The sequence below is a fragment of the Fructilactobacillus florum 8D genome, from assembly GCF_000512295.1.
In the GTDB taxonomy this organism is placed as follows: Bacteria; Bacillota; Bacilli; order Lactobacillales; family Lactobacillaceae; genus Fructilactobacillus; species Fructilactobacillus florum.
In genome coordinates, this window is record NZ_ALXG01000023.1 from 1 (window position 1) to 18,908 (window position 18,908).

The 18,908-nt window shown below is 34.9% G+C and carries 23 protein-coding genes; 9 read left to right on the plus strand and 14 right to left on the minus strand.

Annotated features, from left to right (window positions below):
- Nucleotides 1-337, plus strand: a 337-nt coding sequence (locus B808_RS06600) for a hypothetical protein (RefSeq protein ID WP_035421726.1), incomplete at its 5' end; no start/stop codon positions are given.
- 5 nt (nucleotides 338-342) lie between these two features.
- Nucleotides 343-1,062, plus strand: a complete 720-nt coding sequence (locus tag B808_RS02490; RefSeq protein ID WP_009167048.1) for a hypothetical protein — start codon at nucleotides 343-345, stop codon at nucleotides 1,060-1,062.
- Between the two features lie 70 nt (nucleotides 1,063-1,132).
- Here the strand turns inward: B808_RS02490 and B808_RS02495 are convergent, their stop codons facing one another.
- On the minus strand, nucleotides 1,133-2,020 hold the full coding sequence (locus tag B808_RS02495; protein WP_225349217.1) for an alpha/beta hydrolase: 888 nt from the start codon (nucleotides 2,018-2,020) through the stop codon (nucleotides 1,133-1,135).
- A gap of 169 nt (nucleotides 2,021-2,189) precedes the next feature.
- Here B808_RS02495 and B808_RS06350 point away from each other — a divergent pair, with 169 nt between their 5' ends.
- Together B808_RS06350 and map are read left to right on the plus strand one after the other, a co-directional pair.
- Nucleotides 2,190-2,723, plus strand: a complete 534-nt coding sequence (locus tag B808_RS06350) for a hypothetical protein (protein WP_009167046.1) — start codon at nucleotides 2,190-2,192, stop codon at nucleotides 2,721-2,723.
- A 53-nt stretch (nucleotides 2,724-2,776) separates the two neighbouring features.
- Entirely contained in the window at nucleotides 2,777-3,571 is a 795-nt protein-coding gene (gene map / locus B808_RS02505) for a type I methionyl aminopeptidase (protein ID WP_035421730.1), read from the plus strand.
- A 51-nt stretch (nucleotides 3,572-3,622) separates the two neighbouring features.
- Here the strand turns inward: map and B808_RS02510 are convergent, their stop codons facing one another.
- From B808_RS02510 to B808_RS02530, 5 genes are all read right to left on the minus strand, one after another.
- Nucleotides 3,623-4,255 carry a DNA-3-methyladenine glycosylase gene (locus B808_RS02510; RefSeq protein WP_009167044.1) on the minus strand — a complete coding sequence of 211 codons (633 nt, stop codon included), beginning with the start codon at nucleotides 4,253-4,255 and terminating at the stop codon, nucleotides 3,623-3,625.
- Nucleotides 4,256-4,264: 9 nt separating this feature from the next.
- On the minus strand, nucleotides 4,265-4,711 hold the full coding sequence (locus tag B808_RS02515) for a universal stress protein (RefSeq protein ID WP_009167043.1): 447 nt from the start codon (nucleotides 4,709-4,711) through the stop codon (nucleotides 4,265-4,267).
- Between the two features lie 63 nt (nucleotides 4,712-4,774).
- Nucleotides 4,775-6,358: a BCCT family transporter gene (locus B808_RS02520; protein ID WP_081579362.1), complete on the minus strand. Its 1,584-nt coding sequence runs from the start codon at nucleotides 6,356-6,358 to the stop codon at nucleotides 4,775-4,777.
- Between the two features lie 48 nt (nucleotides 6,359-6,406).
- Nucleotides 6,407-6,976, minus strand: coding sequence for a sugar O-acetyltransferase (locus tag B808_RS02525; protein WP_009167041.1), 570 nt, complete (start codon nucleotides 6,974-6,976; stop codon nucleotides 6,407-6,409).
- Nucleotides 6,976-7,671, minus strand: a complete 696-nt coding sequence (locus tag B808_RS02530; protein WP_009167040.1) for a ribonuclease H family protein — start codon at nucleotides 7,669-7,671, stop codon at nucleotides 6,976-6,978. The genes B808_RS02525 and B808_RS02530 overlap by 1 nt, the downstream gene beginning before the upstream one ends.
- Before the next feature lie 107 nt (nucleotides 7,672-7,778).
- Between B808_RS02530 and B808_RS02535 the strand changes: the two genes are divergently transcribed.
- On the plus strand, nucleotides 7,779-8,222 hold the full coding sequence (locus B808_RS02535) for a hypothetical protein (RefSeq protein ID WP_009167039.1): 444 nt from the start codon (nucleotides 7,779-7,781) through the stop codon (nucleotides 8,220-8,222).
- 53 nt (nucleotides 8,223-8,275) lie between these two features.
- Here B808_RS02535 and B808_RS06690 read toward each other — a convergent pair whose 3' ends face one another.
- A complete protein-coding gene (locus B808_RS06690) occupies nucleotides 8,276-8,398 on the minus strand; it encodes a hypothetical protein (protein WP_009167038.1) in 123 nt (40 codons plus the stop codon).
- Between the two features lie 102 nt (nucleotides 8,399-8,500).
- On the opposite strand from B808_RS06690, the gene thiD reads away from it, so the two are divergent.
- Complete coding sequence (thiD, locus tag B808_RS02540; protein WP_009167037.1) at nucleotides 8,501-9,310, plus strand: bifunctional hydroxymethylpyrimidine kinase/phosphomethylpyrimidine kinase; 810 nt, start codon at nucleotides 8,501-8,503, stop codon at nucleotides 9,308-9,310.
- A gap of 561 nt (nucleotides 9,311-9,871) precedes the next feature.
- Here thiD and B808_RS02545 read toward each other — a convergent pair.
- Nucleotides 9,872-10,147: a hypothetical protein gene (locus tag B808_RS02545; RefSeq protein WP_009167036.1), complete on the minus strand. Its 276-nt coding sequence runs from the start codon at nucleotides 10,145-10,147 to the stop codon at nucleotides 9,872-9,874.
- 327 nt (nucleotides 10,148-10,474) lie between these two features.
- Between B808_RS02545 and B808_RS02550 the strand changes: the two genes are divergently transcribed.
- The gene (locus tag B808_RS02550; protein WP_009167034.1) at nucleotides 10,475-10,900 is read left to right on the plus strand and encodes a hypothetical protein; all 426 of its coding nucleotides are present in this window, start codon (nucleotides 10,475-10,477) and stop codon (nucleotides 10,898-10,900) included.
- A gap of 488 nt (nucleotides 10,901-11,388) precedes the next feature.
- On the opposite strand, the gene B808_RS02560 is transcribed toward B808_RS02550, so the two are convergent.
- On the minus strand, nucleotides 11,389-13,521 hold the full coding sequence (locus B808_RS02560; RefSeq protein ID WP_035421737.1) for a glycoside hydrolase domain-containing protein: 2,133 nt from the start codon (nucleotides 13,519-13,521) through the stop codon (nucleotides 11,389-11,391).
- Between the two features lie 251 nt (nucleotides 13,522-13,772).
- Here B808_RS02560 and B808_RS02565 point away from each other — a divergent pair, with 251 nt between their 5' ends.
- Nucleotides 13,773-14,096, plus strand: a complete 324-nt coding sequence (locus tag B808_RS02565; protein WP_009167032.1) for a helix-turn-helix domain-containing protein — start codon at nucleotides 13,773-13,775, stop codon at nucleotides 14,094-14,096.
- Nucleotides 14,077-14,490 (plus strand): ImmA/IrrE family metallo-endopeptidase, encoded by a 414-nt coding sequence (locus B808_RS02570; RefSeq protein ID WP_009167031.1) that lies wholly within the window; start codon nucleotides 14,077-14,079, stop codon nucleotides 14,488-14,490. The genes B808_RS02565 and B808_RS02570 overlap by 20 nt, the downstream gene beginning before the upstream one ends.
- 345 nt (nucleotides 14,491-14,835) lie before the next feature.
- Here B808_RS02570 and B808_RS02575 read toward each other — a convergent pair whose 3' ends face one another.
- From B808_RS02575 to B808_RS06605, 5 genes are all read right to left on the minus strand, one after another.
- Nucleotides 14,836-16,521 (minus strand): BspA family leucine-rich repeat surface protein, encoded by a 1,686-nt coding sequence (locus B808_RS02575; RefSeq protein WP_162257638.1) that lies wholly within the window; start codon nucleotides 16,519-16,521, stop codon nucleotides 14,836-14,838.
- 191 nt (nucleotides 16,522-16,712) lie between these two features.
- Nucleotides 16,713-16,970, minus strand: coding sequence for a hypothetical protein (locus B808_RS02580; RefSeq protein WP_035421740.1), 258 nt, complete (start codon nucleotides 16,968-16,970; stop codon nucleotides 16,713-16,715).
- Between the two features lie 43 nt (nucleotides 16,971-17,013).
- Nucleotides 17,014-17,079 carry an IS3 family transposase gene (locus tag B808_RS06705; RefSeq protein ID WP_369403831.1) on the minus strand — a complete coding sequence of 22 codons (66 nt, stop codon included), beginning with the start codon at nucleotides 17,077-17,079 and terminating at the stop codon, nucleotides 17,014-17,016.
- A 402-nt stretch (nucleotides 17,080-17,481) separates the two neighbouring features.
- Complete coding sequence (locus B808_RS02585) at nucleotides 17,482-18,669, minus strand: primase C-terminal domain-containing protein (protein WP_009166374.1); 1,188 nt, start codon at nucleotides 18,667-18,669, stop codon at nucleotides 17,482-17,484.
- Nucleotides 18,670-18,678: 9 nt separating this feature from the next.
- Nucleotides 18,679-18,908: hypothetical protein (locus tag B808_RS06605; protein ID WP_035421742.1), on the minus strand; the 230-nt coding region annotated here is incomplete at its 5' end.

Consider the following 18,908-nt stretch of genomic DNA (forward strand, 5'->3'; position numbering starts at 1 on the left):
CATCAATTTAAAAAAACACTATGACAAAGTGCAAAAAGCAGAACAGCAAAGAGTTGCCTTGGTTAAAAAAACACAAAAAGCAATTGTTAAAGATTTTGCTAGTCAGTATGCAGGGGTTAAAACGATTAAATTTGATAAGTATTTTATCTTGCCGATGGGAACAGTTGAATTTCCAATGGACGTCAATGGCTATACTGATCATGAGCATAATATTTCCTACACTATAAACGATGATGGTTCCGTTAGAATGTCAGATTACAGCACTATTCCAGTTAAAAAGGGAAAGACAAAAGTTGATGATATTAAGGTCACATACAACACTAATGAAGGGAATTAGTTTTTATGGTAAAACTAGATGATAATCAGTATAAAGATCTTAGCGATAAATCCTATTCAGTTGACGAAAAAGCTCATGGTAAAAAAGCCGTAGGTAAAACATTTATTTTAAGTAAAGGTTATAAATATAAAGTTGTTTGTAAATATGATGACAAGCGTAATGGTTTTCAGGGGCTAGCCGTCGCCCCCATTGTCCACGGTAAGGTTGATTATAATAATGTTCAGATTGCCATTGCTGGAACTAATGCCCAGGATAATCATGATCTCATTACTGATGCTTCCAAAATTAAGGAGGCTAGAGATGTAGCTGATAAAGATTCCATAACTAAAAAAATCATTTCTGATTACGGTGATGATAGCTATCAGGATGGTAATAGTCAATTTAATTCTGCGGATCGTTTTTATACTCGTGTCCAAGATAAGTTACAAGCTCAAGGAAAAAAAGATGGTAAAAATTATACTATCAAGCATGGAACCGGTTATTCTCTGGGTGGATCATTAATGATTTATCTCGCTGCTGAACACCATTTCCCAATCACAACTTTTTCTAGCGCTGATCCTAGAGACCGTTTAAATTCTAAACAGTTAACCTTCATCAACAATCATCCGGAGATGTTCAGGGATTATTATCATCAGGGAGATTGGATCTCAGACTGGCAAGATACAGCTCATCTTGGGAAAACTTTTGTAGTGCGTGAATTTGAATCTAAAACACCCCCAAATTAAATAATTAATTTGGGGGTGTTTTTCTGGAATTATCAAAATAACTTATCAGCCTCGAATCAAGAACTAGCCGCTATTGATTAAACAAAAACCGGTTGATAATTCGTTCCGCTACCTGATTATCAAGCAAGCTGGCATGTTCGGCGTAGGGCCCTGTCAAACGTAAAGATTGATAGTTATCTTTGTTTTTAATTAATTTTTTTAATGAGCTGGCCGAGGCCTCACTCACGCGTCCGTCAGAACGATCTCGGTCACTAATCACTCCGTAAATGTTAAGCACCTCGGTATTAGGATCTAATCTTTTCGATAGATGCTGCATTTCCTGATAGCTTGGGAAACGCTGGTTAGTGATGGTCGCCCAGTCTGGACGAGCTGGCTGTGGTGGTTGCGTTGCCCGTTGATTAGTAGTTCGGTGCTCCCCGTGAGGGGGTTGTAATGGCAAAACTCCCTGATAAGGACCGGCAATCGAGACAAAATGATTAAGCATCATCCGATTACCGCTGGTTCTATATTTGACTGCATTATAATAAACTGCAAGACTTCCCGAACCAAAACCAATCGCATCATACTGCTTATAAGCATAACGATGATTAAGCTTTCGTAAAATCTGATTGAGACTCTGTGCCTGCTGTTGAGTCGTCTTAGAACGATCATTAAAATTAACTTCAATAATTGGCTGTTTTGCCTTCACATTTTGGTTACCATCGTATTCAATCTTTCCATTATCCAGCACGTTAATGTGAATGGCTACGGCCCCACCAGACCGACTAGTAGTCGTGACTAAGTGCTGTGCTGCTCCAGAAACTCGGTTTTTATCCGAAACAAAGATGATAGGTTGCCGTGCATTTTGCATTTCTTTGCTACCACCCACTCCAAACTGGATGTAAAAAAAACCACCTAGTACGGCCAGGATTCCGATGATCAAAACTACAATATCTCGTTTGTTAAATATTTTATTCAAGTACGTCACCTTTAAAACTTAAAATTTTTTAGTCTTACGATTAATTCAACCGTAACTATCATATCATAAACCACTAATTTACTCTGAATCACGATTGATTTAAAATTGCAATTTTGGGTTATTTTTTGTTTAATTGAAGTATGATGCTGATACTCAAAGGAGGATTATTGTGGAAGTTTTTGTTGCCGGTTGTGCATTCGTCGCTGATTGGCTCCTCTTTGTTTTTCCCTTATACCAAGGAAGAATGGAGCTCATGGAGTCTAACTCCGTCTATGCCAAATATCAAAGTACACACAGTAAGAAAAAGGGAGTTCCATTTTTATATTGGCTATTTCCACCACTATATTTTAGATACGTAAAAAAACAAAATATCAAAGGCTTAAATCGACTTTTTAAAAATAAAGATGATTTTCGTAACTTTTATGGTTTTTACAATAAATCAATTGCTTGGTACTTTGTTTCATACGCTGGATTTTTAAATGCCATAGAATCAACTTACGGTGTCTTAGAAGACTTGGAACTAGGTTTTTTAACCATCCCGCTCTTCTTAGTCATCGTCACCAGCTTGTTTATCTTAGGTCATCACTATGTTAATTACATGGCCAGCAACCAGCATCGGATCCGCTTCATTAAAAGCGTGGCATCCGATTATCATCGCATCAAGAAGCAAACACCCCCAAATCAACCGAAAAACCTTGATTAATGCTATAGTAAAACCAATGAATAACTCATGGAAATCTAAGGAGCAGACAAAATTTGATTACCTTAAAATCAGCACGAGAAATTGAACTAATGAATGAATCAGGAAGCGTTTTAGCCGGCGTCCATCGGGGGCTACGCGATCTAATCAAACCAGGACTTGATACTTGGGAAATCGAAACTTTTGCTAATCAATACATTGCCGACCACCAGGCAACTCCCTCCGAAAAAGGTTTTGATGGCTATAAATTCGGGACTTGCATCTCAATTAACGATGAAGTCGCCCACGGAATTCCTCGCCATGGCTTAAAATTAAAAGACGGTGACATAGTCAAAGTCGATATGTGTGTCAATAAAGCCGGCTTTGAAAGTGATTCTTGTTGGACTTATGCCGTTGGTAACATCTCACCTGAGGCTCGAGAATTGATGGAAGTCACTAAAGCATCGCTCTACAAAGGAATTGACCAGGCGCAGGTTGGCAATCGAATCGGTGACATTGGAGCTGCCATCGAAGAATACGTCGAAACCGAGCACCACATGGGAGACGTCCGAGAATTGATTGGGCACGGAATTCAGCCCTCCATTCACGAAGAGCCAGCAGTTCCTGCCTACGGAGAAGCTGGTCATGGATTGCGACTTCGAGCCGGGATGACCATCACCATTGAACCTATGGTAACCCTTGGTGATTGGAAGATTAAAGATCGTTTTGATGAAAAAGACGATTGGACCTATTACGTTACTGCCGATGGTTCACTATCAGCTCAATACGAACACACGCTGGCAATTACCGATGACGGTCCCAAGATCCTAACTTCCCAAGATCCGGAGTTAGATGCAAAATACCTGCTTTAATGCTTCTAAACAAAAAAGGGGTGTCACTGTTTTATCTCAGTGGTGCCCCTTTTAAATTTGCCAACCATGGGTTACTAAATCCATGGATCGCTTGGGTAGTTTAGAAACATAAGGATTTCCAGTAACATAGTATCGCAATGGTTGCTTAGCCCAACTCCCTTTTGCACCAACTCCGATGCGGGGCCCAGCTGTGATCGCTTGCGGTTGGCGTGCAGTCACAAAGTCTAAGCTTAACGGAACTTCTCCAAATAGCTGAAAATTCATGCGCTTATCAGTAATTCCCAAAGCGCTCATTAATTTCCCTGGTCCATTAGTTAATTCCAAACCAGTTTTACCACGGTGGTGCTCCATTAACCCCCTACCAGAATCCGGCTCAAGCGCACGAATCAGGATTCCTTCCGGAACTCCAACCGCTTGAGTTGCAATGTCCAAGCACAATTGGAAATGAATCGAATAAATATACACCGTTCCAGGTGGTCCATACAATGGTTCATTCGATGGCGTACAACGTCCTTGGTAGGCATGCGCTGCCTCATCCAGCATTCCCAAATAAGCCTCTACTTCTACAATCCATCCACTCATGGTTCCAGCGACAGTCTGATAAATCAGTTTCTTTCCCAATAACTGCTGGGCGAGCTTGGCGGTGGAATCACTTGCAAAAAATGGAATCCTTGTCTGCTTCATCAAAAGTCCTTACCGCACGACAATTACTGAAATCTTTGCTTTCTTAGCAAGTTTGACACTGATACTATAAAAATGGTGTTCACCATCTTTGTCAGCCCCACAAACCAGTAGGTCAGGATTGAATTTTGGAATAATCGTATCCAAAATTTCATCATCAATATCGCCACCCTCACTGGTCATTGCCGTCACTTTGTCAATTCCAAAAGATCGTGCTTGCTCAACATATTTTTCAATAACTTGGTTTAAGTCGGTGCGTTTTGCGTCTAATTTCTTCGGTGTCAGTGAATCATAGATATTAATATCACTACCCTCTAATACCGAACAAACCCCTAGTTCTGCATTGAATTCTTTCGCTTGCGTCACTGCATAGCGCAATGCTTTAGTGTTAGCATCTGGATCATCAGCATCAATCGTCAGTAAAATACGGTCATACACAATCGGTTCAATTTTTTCCATGTCTTTCACCTCCTTTATTTATTTTATCATTAAATAGCAAAAGTAGTTCCGTGCGCTCTAAAATTATTTTTCTCGGCGATGCAGACCTAGTACCATCCGCTGCGATCGCAACCGTAACATTTTCCGTTTCTTCTGTTCTAGCCGCATTTCGTCCATCCCTTGTGCTTTTAAGACGATTCCCTCATCAGTCTTGACCAGATGGTAAATGGAGACAAGGATCATTAAACAGACAAACATAAGGGGAAAACCAGCAATCGCACAGAAAGTTTGAATGGTAGCAAAGCCACCAACCATCACAATTCCAACCGCAAATAAAACAAAAATTACAACCCAGGTCATGCGATTTAGCTGACTTGGTTCCTGCGTGTCATCGAGTTTCAGACTCGTAAATGACGACACAATAAAAGCCGATGAGGAGATGGTGGTGGCCAAAAAAATAAAACATGATAAGCAATATACAGCAAAGACAATAATTTTAAATGGCAAAGTACCAAGCACCGCCGCAATCACCTCTGCCTGTCCCTGGGTTGCTAAAATGTGAACCAAATCGATTGTCCCGGTTTTTTGCAACCACAAAGAGTAACCTCCTAAAATTGCATAAAAACTCAGACAACCAACCGAACCGTATAACAACATTCCCAATAAAACCTGTCGAATGGTCCTACCCTTAGAAATTCGAGCAATAAACAAACCCATTACTGGCATATAAGACAACCACCATCCCCAGTAAAAGATGGTTTCAGAACTCGCAATATCAGGAGTTCCATTCGGCACAGTATTCGTGCTTAAAGAGACGAATTTACTGGCTAAAAGCCCGAGACTATTAGTTTCAGAGCTCAAAATATAAATGGTAGGACCGACTAACAGGACAAAGGCCAGAAAAACAATTGCGGTCCAGATATGTAAATCACTTAATTTATCAATTCCCCCGTTTAGACCATGCCAAACTGTCCAAGCAAAAATGATAAACAAAATTGCAAACAAGCTCAGTTTCAAACCTAATCGATCAGGAATCCCCGTTAACTGGCTGAGGACGCGCGCAATAATCGGAATTTCCATCCCAACCGAGGAACCAACGCCCCCCATAATCCCAAAAACAACCATAAAATCAACTAACTGCCGACAAAGATATTTCCAACGCTGGCTTCCTTGCAAAAAGTCAATCGATTTACTTAGTCGTTGCACCTTGCTTCCCTTCACAAACATTAGGTAGCCAATCGCAATTGCAGCTGGTGCAAACATCATCCAGGCCATCGGTCCCCAATTAAACTGACCGAGCATGTGGGCAAAATCATAGGCATTTTTTGAAAACGGTTTGATACCAAAGGCTGGATGTGCCACGTATCGGATTGGATCGACCATACTTAGCATTAAGATGCTGGCATCGATGGCCGTCGCAAATACCATGCTCCCCCATTGTAGGTTGCTATACTCCGGTCGATCGTGTGGATCACCTAGCCGAATGGCACCGTATTTACTAAAGATCAACCACAGAAAGAATATGAAATTGACGATATAGACCATCATGTAGGCCCATCCCATCTCCTTAGTAATCCATACTAAGGAAGCTGCTAATAGGGTCTGCAAGCGACTTCCACCACTGATTAAAACTATCGAAACCACTAGAAAAATTGCCAGTGTGGGAATAAAAACAAACTTATCAATATTAAAACGTTTAAAAATAATGCCCTCCTACTATTGATTTAGTTCCGAATTATCAATCGTTTTCAAAACCTGCGCAGGATTACCCGCAATCACAACATTGTCACCAAATGATTTCGTGACCACCGAACCTGCTCCGACCACTACGTTGTTGCCAAGGGTGACCCCCGGCAAAATGGTAACATTCCCACCTAACCAGGCGTTATCTCCAATGCGAATCGGCGCGCCTAGCTCCACATCAGCAATGCGCGGAGCTGCTTGCAGAGGATGAATGTTAGTATATAGACCACAGTTTGGTCCCAAATAACAGTTCTTCCCCAGGGTAATCGGACACGAGTCTAGCAACGTTAGCCGATAATTACCAAAAAAATTATCCCCCAGGTGGATGTTAAAGCCATAGTCAAATTGCAAATCAGTTTCAATAAACAGGCGTGATCCCGTATCTTCAATTAATGTTTTGACTAATTTCATCCGAGCTTCATTATCTGGTGTGTTATTAATCGTTTGTAATTCTTTCCGAACCAAAATTCGGCGTGCAATTAGTTCTTGATCAAATTGATTGAATGGCTGTCCTGCAGTCATTTTTGCTCGTTCACTTGTCATTAGTGCCTCCGTGTTAACTGATCCATGGTCTGGTTCAACAACTTATCAACATAAACATTTCCTCGATTCGTAGCATGACCCTTAGTCCAGCCAAATTGAATGTGTTGAAAATGCTGTAATTCCTGCTCCAACTGCTGCCATAGCGTTTTATTTTTCAATTCTCCATTGCTGCGCTGCCAGCCACGTCGTTTCCAACCAGCTAGCCAACCTTGCTTAATTGCTCCTAGCACATAACGCGAATCGGAAATTACCCCGATTTGATACTGCTGCAAATCATTAATAACTAACCAGCGCAGTGCCTGAATTAACGCCATAATCTCCATTTGATTATTAGTTGCGCCTAAGGTGCCATCGGTGTCTGCATGTTGTTGCCCCTTAAAATCAATCAAATAGGCCCATGCCGCTGGATCAGACTGCTTAACATGACCACCTCGGACATTCCCATGATTTCGAGAACCACCATCTGTAAAAACTAAAATGGCGGGGCGTGTTTCTTTCGTAGCTGACTGATTTTGCTGTGATGGGATTTTCCCTAACTCAGCTCCCAAATAAGCACGAGCAGTTGCTTCTGTTGAAAAGCTTTGGTACTGAGCGTTAGCGAAACCTTTTACCTGTCGCTCGGCCGCCGACCAGGTCAAGTAAATCCCTGGTTTTCGACCGTTTTTAACCGCATAGTATTTTGTTTTTTTTACCATGGAATGGTTCTCCCTTATTTTTGATCGCCGACTAATGCTGGTTTTCCATGTAAAATCCTTTTCAGACCGGCAGTTTTATGTAAAAATAAAAGTAGGAGGAAGATGCCATGCCTGAATTGAATATTAAATTAATTACCGCGGACCAAGCCATGTCAATGTTACGTGACCGTCACGCCAAACGAAACGAACGTTTCCCACAACTAGTCGTTGCCGGCAGCTATATTTTACCGGATTATTTCTTAACCAGAAAACGGGAGGCGTTTAAAATTCGCCGTCACACTTTTTTAAAGAAAAAGCCCCGTTCTTATGTTGCCTTCGATTCTGAAAATGGTCAAACTCTGTGGCTTAGAAACTTTAACAGTCTATCAGAAGCAATGTTTTGGCTAAATACGGGGCTGAAGCCTGGCGATTCGGATTCAAAAAACTCTTTCAACAAATGGAAAGAAAGCCACCATGCAGCAATCGAAAGTTTAAAAGATGAGTTGCGCTCTCTGTCAAAACCAAAGAAAAAAGAAATCACCAAAGCGGTTAAGACAAAAAAGAACAACTAAAAAAGAGACTGCGATGGCAGTCTCTTTTTTGCTGGCTGCCGCGACAAAAAGAACTACTTTGCGGGAGCTTGCTTCAAAAACTTTTGTAAATCAGATACTCGTTTTTGTTCTTTCTTACGTTTCTTTTGGTCAATCGGACGACGACCTTGAACACCATTAGGATGACAAATACGCATAGTTAAAGCTCCTTTTCTAATTAGTCTTACATCTTACAGCTCTATGTATTATAATACACCAAACATCCAAAAATCAAATCACAACTTTAGGGAGGTCGTTCTATGTCAAATGAATTTCCACAGGTTGTCACAATTGCTGGACACGATAGTGATGGAAGCGCAGGAATGCCAGCGGATTTACTCACCTTTTTTGCCAACCAAGTTTATGGAGCTGGTATTATGACAGCTTGTGTTTCTGGTAACTCATACGGAATTCACGCCGCTGTAAATATGACTCCAGCTTTTATTAGCCAGCAATTTAAAGATTTGGCGGCTGATTTTAACATTCGGGCCGCTAAAACCGGCATGCTAGCCGATCAAAAAGTTATTTTGGCCGTAGCTGATAATTTAGAAAAATATGATTTCGGTTCGCTGGTCATCGATCCAGTAATTATTACCAAACATGGCGACTTGCTGCTTGAGTCCGATGCCTATCAAACTCTAGTGGAACGCCTAATTCCTCTCGCAACTGTTCTCACGCCCAATTATTTCGAAGCTGAAAAACTAAGCGGTTTAGATGGCAATGAGCCAAGTTTCCAAGCCCACGCGGCTCAAAAATTACAGGCTTTAGGTGCTAAAAACGTCATGATCAAAGGTCGCCACGATCATGATAGTCAAACCAAAGTTACCGATTACATTCTATTAGAAGACGGTCGTCATTTCACACTGAGTGGCCCATATTTTGCGACCGACCGGAAAAACGGAACTGGCGATACCCTCTCTGCTGCCATTACATCCGAGCTTGGGAAAGGCGCCACCGTTGAGCAAGCAATTCGTAGCGCTAAGACTTACGTCGATAGATGTATCGAAAACGAGCTAGCGGTCGCACACAAATTTGGTCCAATTAATCACTGGGCTGGTAGCAACTTATAAAAAAATCAGGTGACGCTAGTGAAGTGCTATAGAAAAGTTAAACATTTTATATTTTTAAGTGTTTACACATATATTCAACCAAATAACATATTTTAATAATTATCTTTATAATGTAGTTAAAGAAACTCTCAATAGGTGCGTTATCTAACCAATTTTCCTTTAGTGAGATGCTTTGCTTATAACCATTAAAATTAAATTTTTGGCGATATGCTTTTAATGGTAGTGGAAACCTTGGTCTGAATATATCACTGGTTTAATATTTTTTGAAATAGATAGTACAAATTAATCCAGTTCCTAGAATTATTTTTCGTACAGTTTCTAACCAATATTTGTATCATTTATTAATCAAAATCTGAAAAATCCTAAGATAACCGTAGGCTTCATAACTTTCTAAATAGATATTTTTAATTTCTTCTTTTAATTTAAGATATTTATAAATTTATTGCACTACATTATTATGTATTATTAAAATCAAAAAAATGGATTTCCTTTATTGGAATCCATTTTTAACGTACTACTCTTATTAATTTAGGGGATCTTTTTGTTTTGTGTATCTATGTTCTAAATCTCATCTAATTTATCAGCTTGCTTTTTAGCTTCCTGTGCGACACTTTTAGCAAATTTACCCTTAATTGCTGAATTTATATGTCCCCTAAGTTGACTTATTTTAGATTTGCGACCTCTTACTAAAGATTTAATGGTATTTTCTCCCATCTTATCTTTACCATTAGCCATACGTAAAGCACCAGTGCCAGCAAATTCAACTAATTTTCTTTCGGCTGCTTTCTTTGCTTTGTCCAAGAGTTCTTGGTCGATAATGGGATCTACATTGATCATCTAAATACCTCCTAAGATTTTATATCTCAGTATCTATTTCATCAATTTTTCGCTGCACTTTGCTAGTCTTTTCTTCTAATTCTTCTTCCAAACTACGGTTACTATTATTTCGATATTGAAAAAAACGATATTCAAATTGAACAAGAAAATTATCAAAATGAATATCAATCATTATCTTTTTCAGTTATTGACTTAGATCCAAAAAATAATATTGTTATTAAATCTAATATTGAACGACGTCAAAAAGCTAGAACTAAATTTGAAAAAATTGCAAAACAAAAAAATGAAATACCTCCATTTGGAAAATACCGAAATGAAGTGTCTGATATGACAAGTGAAACTAATTATGAAGAAATACCATACATCATACTTGATACAGGAAAAATACATTTTAAAGATCAAATTAAAACAAATGATGATAATAAACCGATATTTAAAAAAGAAAAAAAAGAACCAATTTCAACAGAAATTGGTTTTGAACAACACCTTAGAATGGGTTTTGAATATTTAAGAAACGTAGCACGTAAATTACGTGAAGACTTTCAAAAGAGATTACGTGATATCAAACAAAAGCTCGATCAAAGAGAAAATGAATTAAATGAACGTGCTGAGACGCTTGATAAACGTGAAGAACGTATTACTGATCGTGAAAAACAAGTTTCAAACGATCAGAGAACCCTTGTAAATGCGTCAACTCATGAATTACACGAAATTATACAAAGAAACTCAAGAGATTTCGGTCCATCTAGATAAGAATCAATAAGGAGATAATTAATATGAACAAAAAAATAATTAAAAAATCAAAAGCAATCATAAAATTTTATTCATTCATGATAACAATCATGCTCTTATGTTTATTGTACTTAAATTTAAAATTTAACCCTGCAATTATTTTTTGTTATTTATCATTAGGTTTTATCTTATTTTTTTCTCTACTATGTTATAGATACAATAAATATTACAGAAATAAAACAAGCCGAAATAAGTTGATTAATTTTATAATCCAAACCAAGAAAAAAGTGTTTAAATATACATTTATCATGGTACTATTAACAATAATTGTATCTATAAAAATAAGATTTGAATTTGATTACACAATTTCTTTAATAATTATATTGATAGTAGGTTCATCAATTGGATGTATTGCATGGGAATTATTTATTATAAACGTTACCAAGTATCTTAAATAATTTAATATATCATAAAAAAGCTAACTAATTTACTATTAGTTAGCTTTTTGTTTATGCAGATTGAATCGCGTTTTTTATAGAAACAAATAATGCAATAATTGCTGTACCAATTGCTGCAGCTGCATCTCCAGGAGAAGTAACTACTACAAGACCAATACCTGAAATCGTACCTATTAAGACTGCTAACCCAATAACAACTTTTTTAGAATTCTGTTCAACAAAATTTAACAACTCTATTTCTTGTTTAATCAATGGTAAATTACTTGGTTTAATTTTTAAAGAAATAGATAGATTTGCTTCAGTATTCCAATTTTTATTATCAATTTCTATTTGATAAATATTAATACTTAAAGAAATACTAATATATCCATCTGCATCATTATTAACTGATACAGACATTTGACCTTCATTAATGTCTTTAGATACTGTAAATTTATTAAATCCTTCAGCAATTACGTCTGCTACTGATCCTTTTACATCATACTTGTTTTCTAGCCATTTTGTTACATCTACTGATGGAACTGAACCATTAGTAATGGTAAAAATTCCATCTCCATCTAGTTCTTGTAATGATGCACTAGCATTCAATACCATTTTTACTGAATCAGTGATATTAACTGTAGTTAAAGGAACGTCTAATTCTAATTTTGTATTATCAGTAATATATCTTAATGCTTGTAAAGGGTCTACTGTTACTGGTGAAATAGGGTTAAATTTACTAGTACCAGTATCTCTACCAGATGATGCATCTTGATCAACTGCAATGTCAGCAAAATTAAATTCTGTGAATTGATCTAATGACCATTTCTTAGGCATTTTGTAACCTAAGTTACCACTATACCCAGTCGACATATCTGAGACAAATGCATTTACCGCATAACCTTCTTTCAAGGTTCGATTACATACATTTCTAGTACCATAAATACCTACTTTATAACCATTGCGTAAATGATTTTTAACAGATGCCATATATGGAATAACTGTTCCAGCGATATCTCCATCTTGCACATCGGTATCAACGGCAAAATAAATAGTAGTTCCTTTAGGAAAGCCCAAACGTTGTGCTGCATTTGCGGCAACATTTGCATCATATACACCTTGATTTGCAGTAAAGTATTCTTCGCTTCCGTCGTTATCTTGGTAAATCGGAAAGATACTTAAACCTGCATTAACTAAGTTCTCAATTTCTGATGAAGTTAAATTTTTACGACGGCGATTAGATCCTACCCCAACTGTTCCAGTTAAATAACGTCCGATTAAATTAAATCCAAAGTTTTTTAATTTTTTAGCTGTTGCACTTGAAACTTGAAATGATGTATCACAAGCATCAGAGTCTCGGTTAGTATCACCATTAGAGGTTAGTAAACCTTTAATAACCTCTAAATCAGCTGAACCATTATAAGGGGCTAATTTCATGAATTCTCTAAAACTAAGTACTGCTGATGCAACACTTGCACTATAAACTCCATCAACCGCACCATCATAAAATCCATTTACCATTAATCCATATTGAATAATTTTAACTGTTGGTCCTGCTTCATCTTGGTAAACTGTAGGAGTGTAATTAATCGTAGTTGGTCCATATACTCCATTAGCTTTATCAGCTAATCCGATTGATACTTGTAAAGCATAAATCAAAGCCGTATTAGTATTACGTTGGTAAAGACCATCAGTAGGTACTAAACCTAAATCATCACCGAAGTATGCTAAATAATTACGATTTAAATATTGTTGCATTTGACGAACTGAATTAGTTCCACCATCTAATAATTTAAAGGCACTCATATCAAATAGTGCTGCCATCAATGAAACCGTTAGGTTACCAATACTTAATCCAGCATCTTTACGTAAGCTATCGACTGCTGCTTGAGTATCTTTAGAAAAGGTTGTATTAAATGAACCAGGATTATATCCTTTACACCAAAATGCACCTTGAATTAATTTAGCAATATTTCCTTTATAACCAACTACAAATCCTGCTACTTTAGAACCTACAGCATTTTTAGTTTGAGCACCAAAACCACTGGCAACTGGATTAATACCTAATTCATGTTGTAATCCTTCACGCAAACCATAGATTGTATTCCAACCTGTTTGTCCATTTTCTTTAATTTTAGTAAATCCACTTACCTTTCCGTATTCTGAATTTAACCATTTTTGTACTTTTAAAACTTGTTGATCCATTTTTATTTCCTCCATTTATTTTTTGATATAATTTTTCAACTTTGTTCGCAATAATATACATGTATATCCTATAACCAATTGATTTTTGTAGTTTATTGCTCTACAATTAACTTAAATAAAAAACCAACACGTCTGTTGGGGATATTCGTTAATAATCAACTTGATTACAGGGAATACTATATATACATATATTCTATATGTCAACAATTTTATAGAAAAATATTCTAAATAAAAATGAAAGAGTGCTTAAAATGTCTATATATCAACGTATTAAGGAACTTGCAAAAAAGAAAAATATTTCTATTCGTGAATTAGAACATCAAATGGGATTTCCTAACGGAACTCTCCTAAAATGGATTGATAATGCTAATTCTCAAAAATTAAAAAAAGTGGCTAACTACTTTAACGTTTCAACCGATTATTTATTAGGAAATGAAAACAGCGAAAAATCAACTGCTAATTTAGACGATCTAGAAACAATCATGATGTTTGGTGGAAAGCCCGTTCCAGAAGAAGACAAAGAAACTGTCTTACAGATTTTAAGGAGTTTACGGGATGCAAGAAATAATAAATAGTCTATTTAATTATGCTTTTGATCATGATATTCAAGTTACCTATACAGATAAATTATTAGCCAAAACAAGATCATTTGCTGATATTCCTACTAGATCAATCGTTATTAACGCTAACGAACCTAATCAACGTCGTTTACCTTTAATCATTGCCCATGAAATTAGTCATGTACTTCAATGTGATATCAACGATGCTAAATTAAATTTTTCAACAGCATTAAAACCGCATTATGAACAAAAAGCTAATGTAAATGCTATTGATTTACTAATTCCATTTTATGTAGAGGAAAAAGAGCTATATCAAATTAACGTTGATGAGTTTATGGAATTATTTGCAATACCCAGTTCATGGAGAGACATCTGTATTACAGAAATGCAAAAAACAAACATTAGTTAACATAATGTCCATTAAGCGAAGTTAACCAATAAAAGCCCCGTAAATCAACGTTTACGAGGCTTTTTGTTTGTGAAAGTTTGTGAATTTTGAAAAACGGAAAATCGACCCGCTAGAAACGTTGATTTAACGGTGTTCTGACTTTGTGAAATTTTGTTACAGTTTTTTGAAACATCTACAGAAATAATTCTTTCAAATGTCTTTAATACATTTAAAGACATTTGAAACTGTAACACCATAATATCTATCTATTGAAGACATTAATTGTTTTTCATCATTGTATAAATCTACAAAGCTTTGTTTACCTTTTTTCAGTATAGGAGCAATATTAATTCTAGTTCAATAATACTATTTTTTAATTTTTTTCAATCCAAATAATCCTAAGGTTCCTATTAATGTTACTCCAATCATTAATAACAAAGTAGATGTTTCTTCCCCAGTTTGTGGTAGAGTTCCTTTTAATTTATGTTTATTATTTTTTATATTTTTATTGCTGTATTTACCAGTGATAATATTTGATGAACTAATATTATTTAATGATTGTTTACTGTTAGTTCCAATATTGATTAAAGAATTTCCATTATTATAACCATTAATAATATTACTGCCTGAATCATTTTTAGATTTATTATCTGTCTTAGCTAAAACTGTTACAGTAACAACTTTACTTTGTCCATCAGTAGCACTAATTGTTACATTGTAAATTCCCGGCACATTTATATTTACTTTAGAAGTATCAATTGTAACCACTTCTGATTTACCAGTTTTATCTGTTGCACTTGCATCAAAATCATTATCATTAAATTGATTACCGGTATAAATGGTAATATTTTTACCAGTAATTGATTCCTTATTAGCTAAAACTGTTACAGTAACAATTTTACTTTGTCCATCAACAGTAGTAAGAGTTACAGTATAAACACCAGGTTTATCAATATCTACTTGTGATGTATCAATATTAACTAATTCTGAATTTCCTAATTTATCAGTAGCTCTAGCGTTAAAGTCAAAATTATTTATCTTATCACCTATATAAATAGTTACATTTTCACCATTAATTGAAGCTTTACTTGGGACTGAATTTCCCCAAATCCATGTTCCATAATGAATATTACCGTCAGTTAATTTATCAGATGATAAAGCTGTATCACCAGGCACTACATTTCCAACATTATCAATTTGTACCCAACCGTTGTATTCTTTAGAAACCATTGGTAATTCAACACTTGAATTGAATAAAGTATTATCACCAAATTTAAGTTTTCTTAAACTCGTATCATTTGAAAATACATTTTTCATATTAGAAACATTTTTGGTATTCCAATTAGATAAATCCAGACTATTCAAGTTAATATCTCCTTGAAATAAACTAGACATATCTTGTACTTGGGAAGTGTCCCAATCAGAAATACCTGATATTTCAGTTAAAGCTTGATCCTCACTAAACATATTGGACATATTATTTACATTTGAAAAATCAAGATTGTTTAATCCAGTAATGCTGTTTAAATCAGTTAAATTAGAAAATAGATTATTACTATCAACAGGAACTAAAACACCAGAGTCTATTTTAATACTGGTTATTTTATTAGACAATAATTGGACATAATTATCATTATAAATAGGACTCAAAGTCCCACTAACAATTTCTAAAATTCCAGTTTGTCCACTTTCACCATGGAAAATTGCACTAGCTCCACCATTTAGAGGAAATTTAAATGTTCCACCGTCTGCAATAGTAATTCCACCTTTAAATTGAGTGTTATTAGACTTAAATTTATTATCAACTAAGTTATTTTTAAATTCATTTGGATTATTATTTACTGGATTAGGTTCATCTTTTTTACTAATTTTAGAATTATTAGGGCTAAGTAAAGTTACTTGACTATCATTCTGAATTTGATTTTCAGATGATTTAGTCTGATCATTTGTAGTTTGTAAGACATTTTGTGAAACAGATAAAGTTGTTTGTGGATTAGTATTATTTGTTGAAACTGCTGTATCTGATGTTTGAGATGTAGTATCAGCAGACACAGTCATTCCACCAAAAATAATAGTCATTGAAGCAAAAGTTACACCCCAATACTTACCCAGCCGTGTCTGCTTTTAACTGATTTATATCTATTCTTATATTCACCAGTAGAAAATGCTACGGCGTTATGTTTGTTATATATTTTGTTTTTCATAAAGTTATCCCCTTAGTTATAATTAAATTATACAAATACCTAAGATAAAATAATACAAATAGATAATTTATTACCAATTATTGATTCAATATCAGCCCAACATTTTTCATTTGATATTTTTTTATCATTAATTTCTTTAAATATACTATTAGAAGGATTAAATTGTCTTCCAAATAACCAATTATAGAAATTAGAAAAAGTGGGTAATTCTTCTAAACTTTTCCCTATTGATAAAAGAAGTCCTAAATCAAATCCATTACCAATAATAACCGATATATTAGCATTTTTATTTTCCATGTTATTCCCCTTGTTCCTATGTCAATAAATGGCAAAAATTTTGTTAGACAGATATCTTAATTCTTATGGTATTATACCAATGAATATAATTTTCTGTTTTCAAAATCAATTCTTAATAACTTGTGAATCTTATTTGAAATGCGAATCCACGTTTTAAAATTGAATGAAAGGCTTCAATCGGCCCATTATCATATGGATAACCTTTTAAAGAATAAGAATGTTTTATTCCATGTACTTTAAGGACATTTTCATATTGAGAGCTTGTGTACTGACTTCCCAGAATGTAAATACACAGGCTTTTTATTTTTACATAATGCATCTAATATCATATCTACAACTAAATAACTAATCATTGTTTTTGAAATATTTTTGGATAATATCTTATAATTTATGTCATCAAAAACTATCCTTAAAAATATAAAAAACTAAAAACACTGGTTATTATATATAACATATAAGGATAAAGAAAAGTATAAATGAAATATCTTATTGGCAATTGGTAGCACTTAAGTTATCCTGTATCTAAATCACCTATATCAACGATAATAGTGTTTTTATTCTCTTGTTTTAAGGATTTCAGTTGTTGTTCTAATTGTGATAATTCATTAATATTTTCTTCTGTAATATCTTTTAGCACATCAATGCGGTATTGTTCCTTTTTATTTTGAAGCTGTCTTACAAGGGTATATAACGTCGTATATGCCTTCTTTTTATTAAATCCTGTGTCTTTTATGATTAGTTTATTTTCTTTCTTAAGTGACTTCAAGGCACGACTTAAAGAGCTAGGACTAATCCCTAAATTTTGTTGTATTTTTCTTGTTGAAATAACTACATTTTCATTATTTGTAGCTACTTTATTAAAAAACGTTATTAGATCTTGTTTCCATTCACTCTTATGTGAGTACTTACGATCTTCACGTTTTTTAGCAAATTTATACCAGCTATTACTCTTAACTTGTTTTAATTTAGTTTGTTCTGATGTTGAAGCCCATGTTTCAATTAATTCATTGATGTAAATTGAACTAGCTCCTTTATATATGCCTGAATAAGCGTCTCTAATACAACGATCTACGTCTCGTTGGTTTAGTGATACTTTCAAATTAGTATTAAATTGATCTAATAGGTCATAACAGTCATTTTCATTCATTCGTGACGAATAGCATGCCAATGCCAATGTTAGAACAGTATTATGGCGTCCAATCCCCATTCCTGGTTTAATATCTGTCTTATGTAAAAGCCAATCAAACCAAGGCTGGTCTACTTGTTTACCATAAGTAGTTTTATTTGATTTAATTACTTGTAGCTTAGGTTTATGTACTTGATAAAATTTCTTACTCCAATTTAATAATTCAGAAAATTTAACCGTCATTTCTGATTGGAAATAAATAACATTATCTTGTCGAGGAATACGAAAAATACCAAAGTTATTACAGCCAACATCAACTTGTCCTAATTCATTTTTAATCGATGCTTTGATATTGTTAGAAATCATCTTAGAAACTTCTAAAACTGGATATCTAGACCCTTTTTTACTAACAAAAGCTGGTTCATTTAACACGTAAACAACGTGATATTTTTGTCCTTTAAATTCAAAATTTTCCTTTACAGAACTTTTACCATACTTGTTAGTATCTACTTGATAAGCTTTCTGACTTAAAAAACCATCCCAATTATTTTCATAATTATCTTTTTCAGCCATATATATATATCATCTCAATTCTTTTGTATTGTAAACTATCTCAACATCTTTAATATTTGTCTTACCTTTTTTTACAGGAATAACATCATAATCTTCTAATGCTGGTTTCCAATTATCAATTGTGTATGATAGAGTGTGCTTTTCATCATCTAAATCATTTATTATCATTGGAAAAACAACATGTCCCATTGGTAAAGCAAAATAATGATCAAATTTAATTTTTTTTACACCAGCATAAT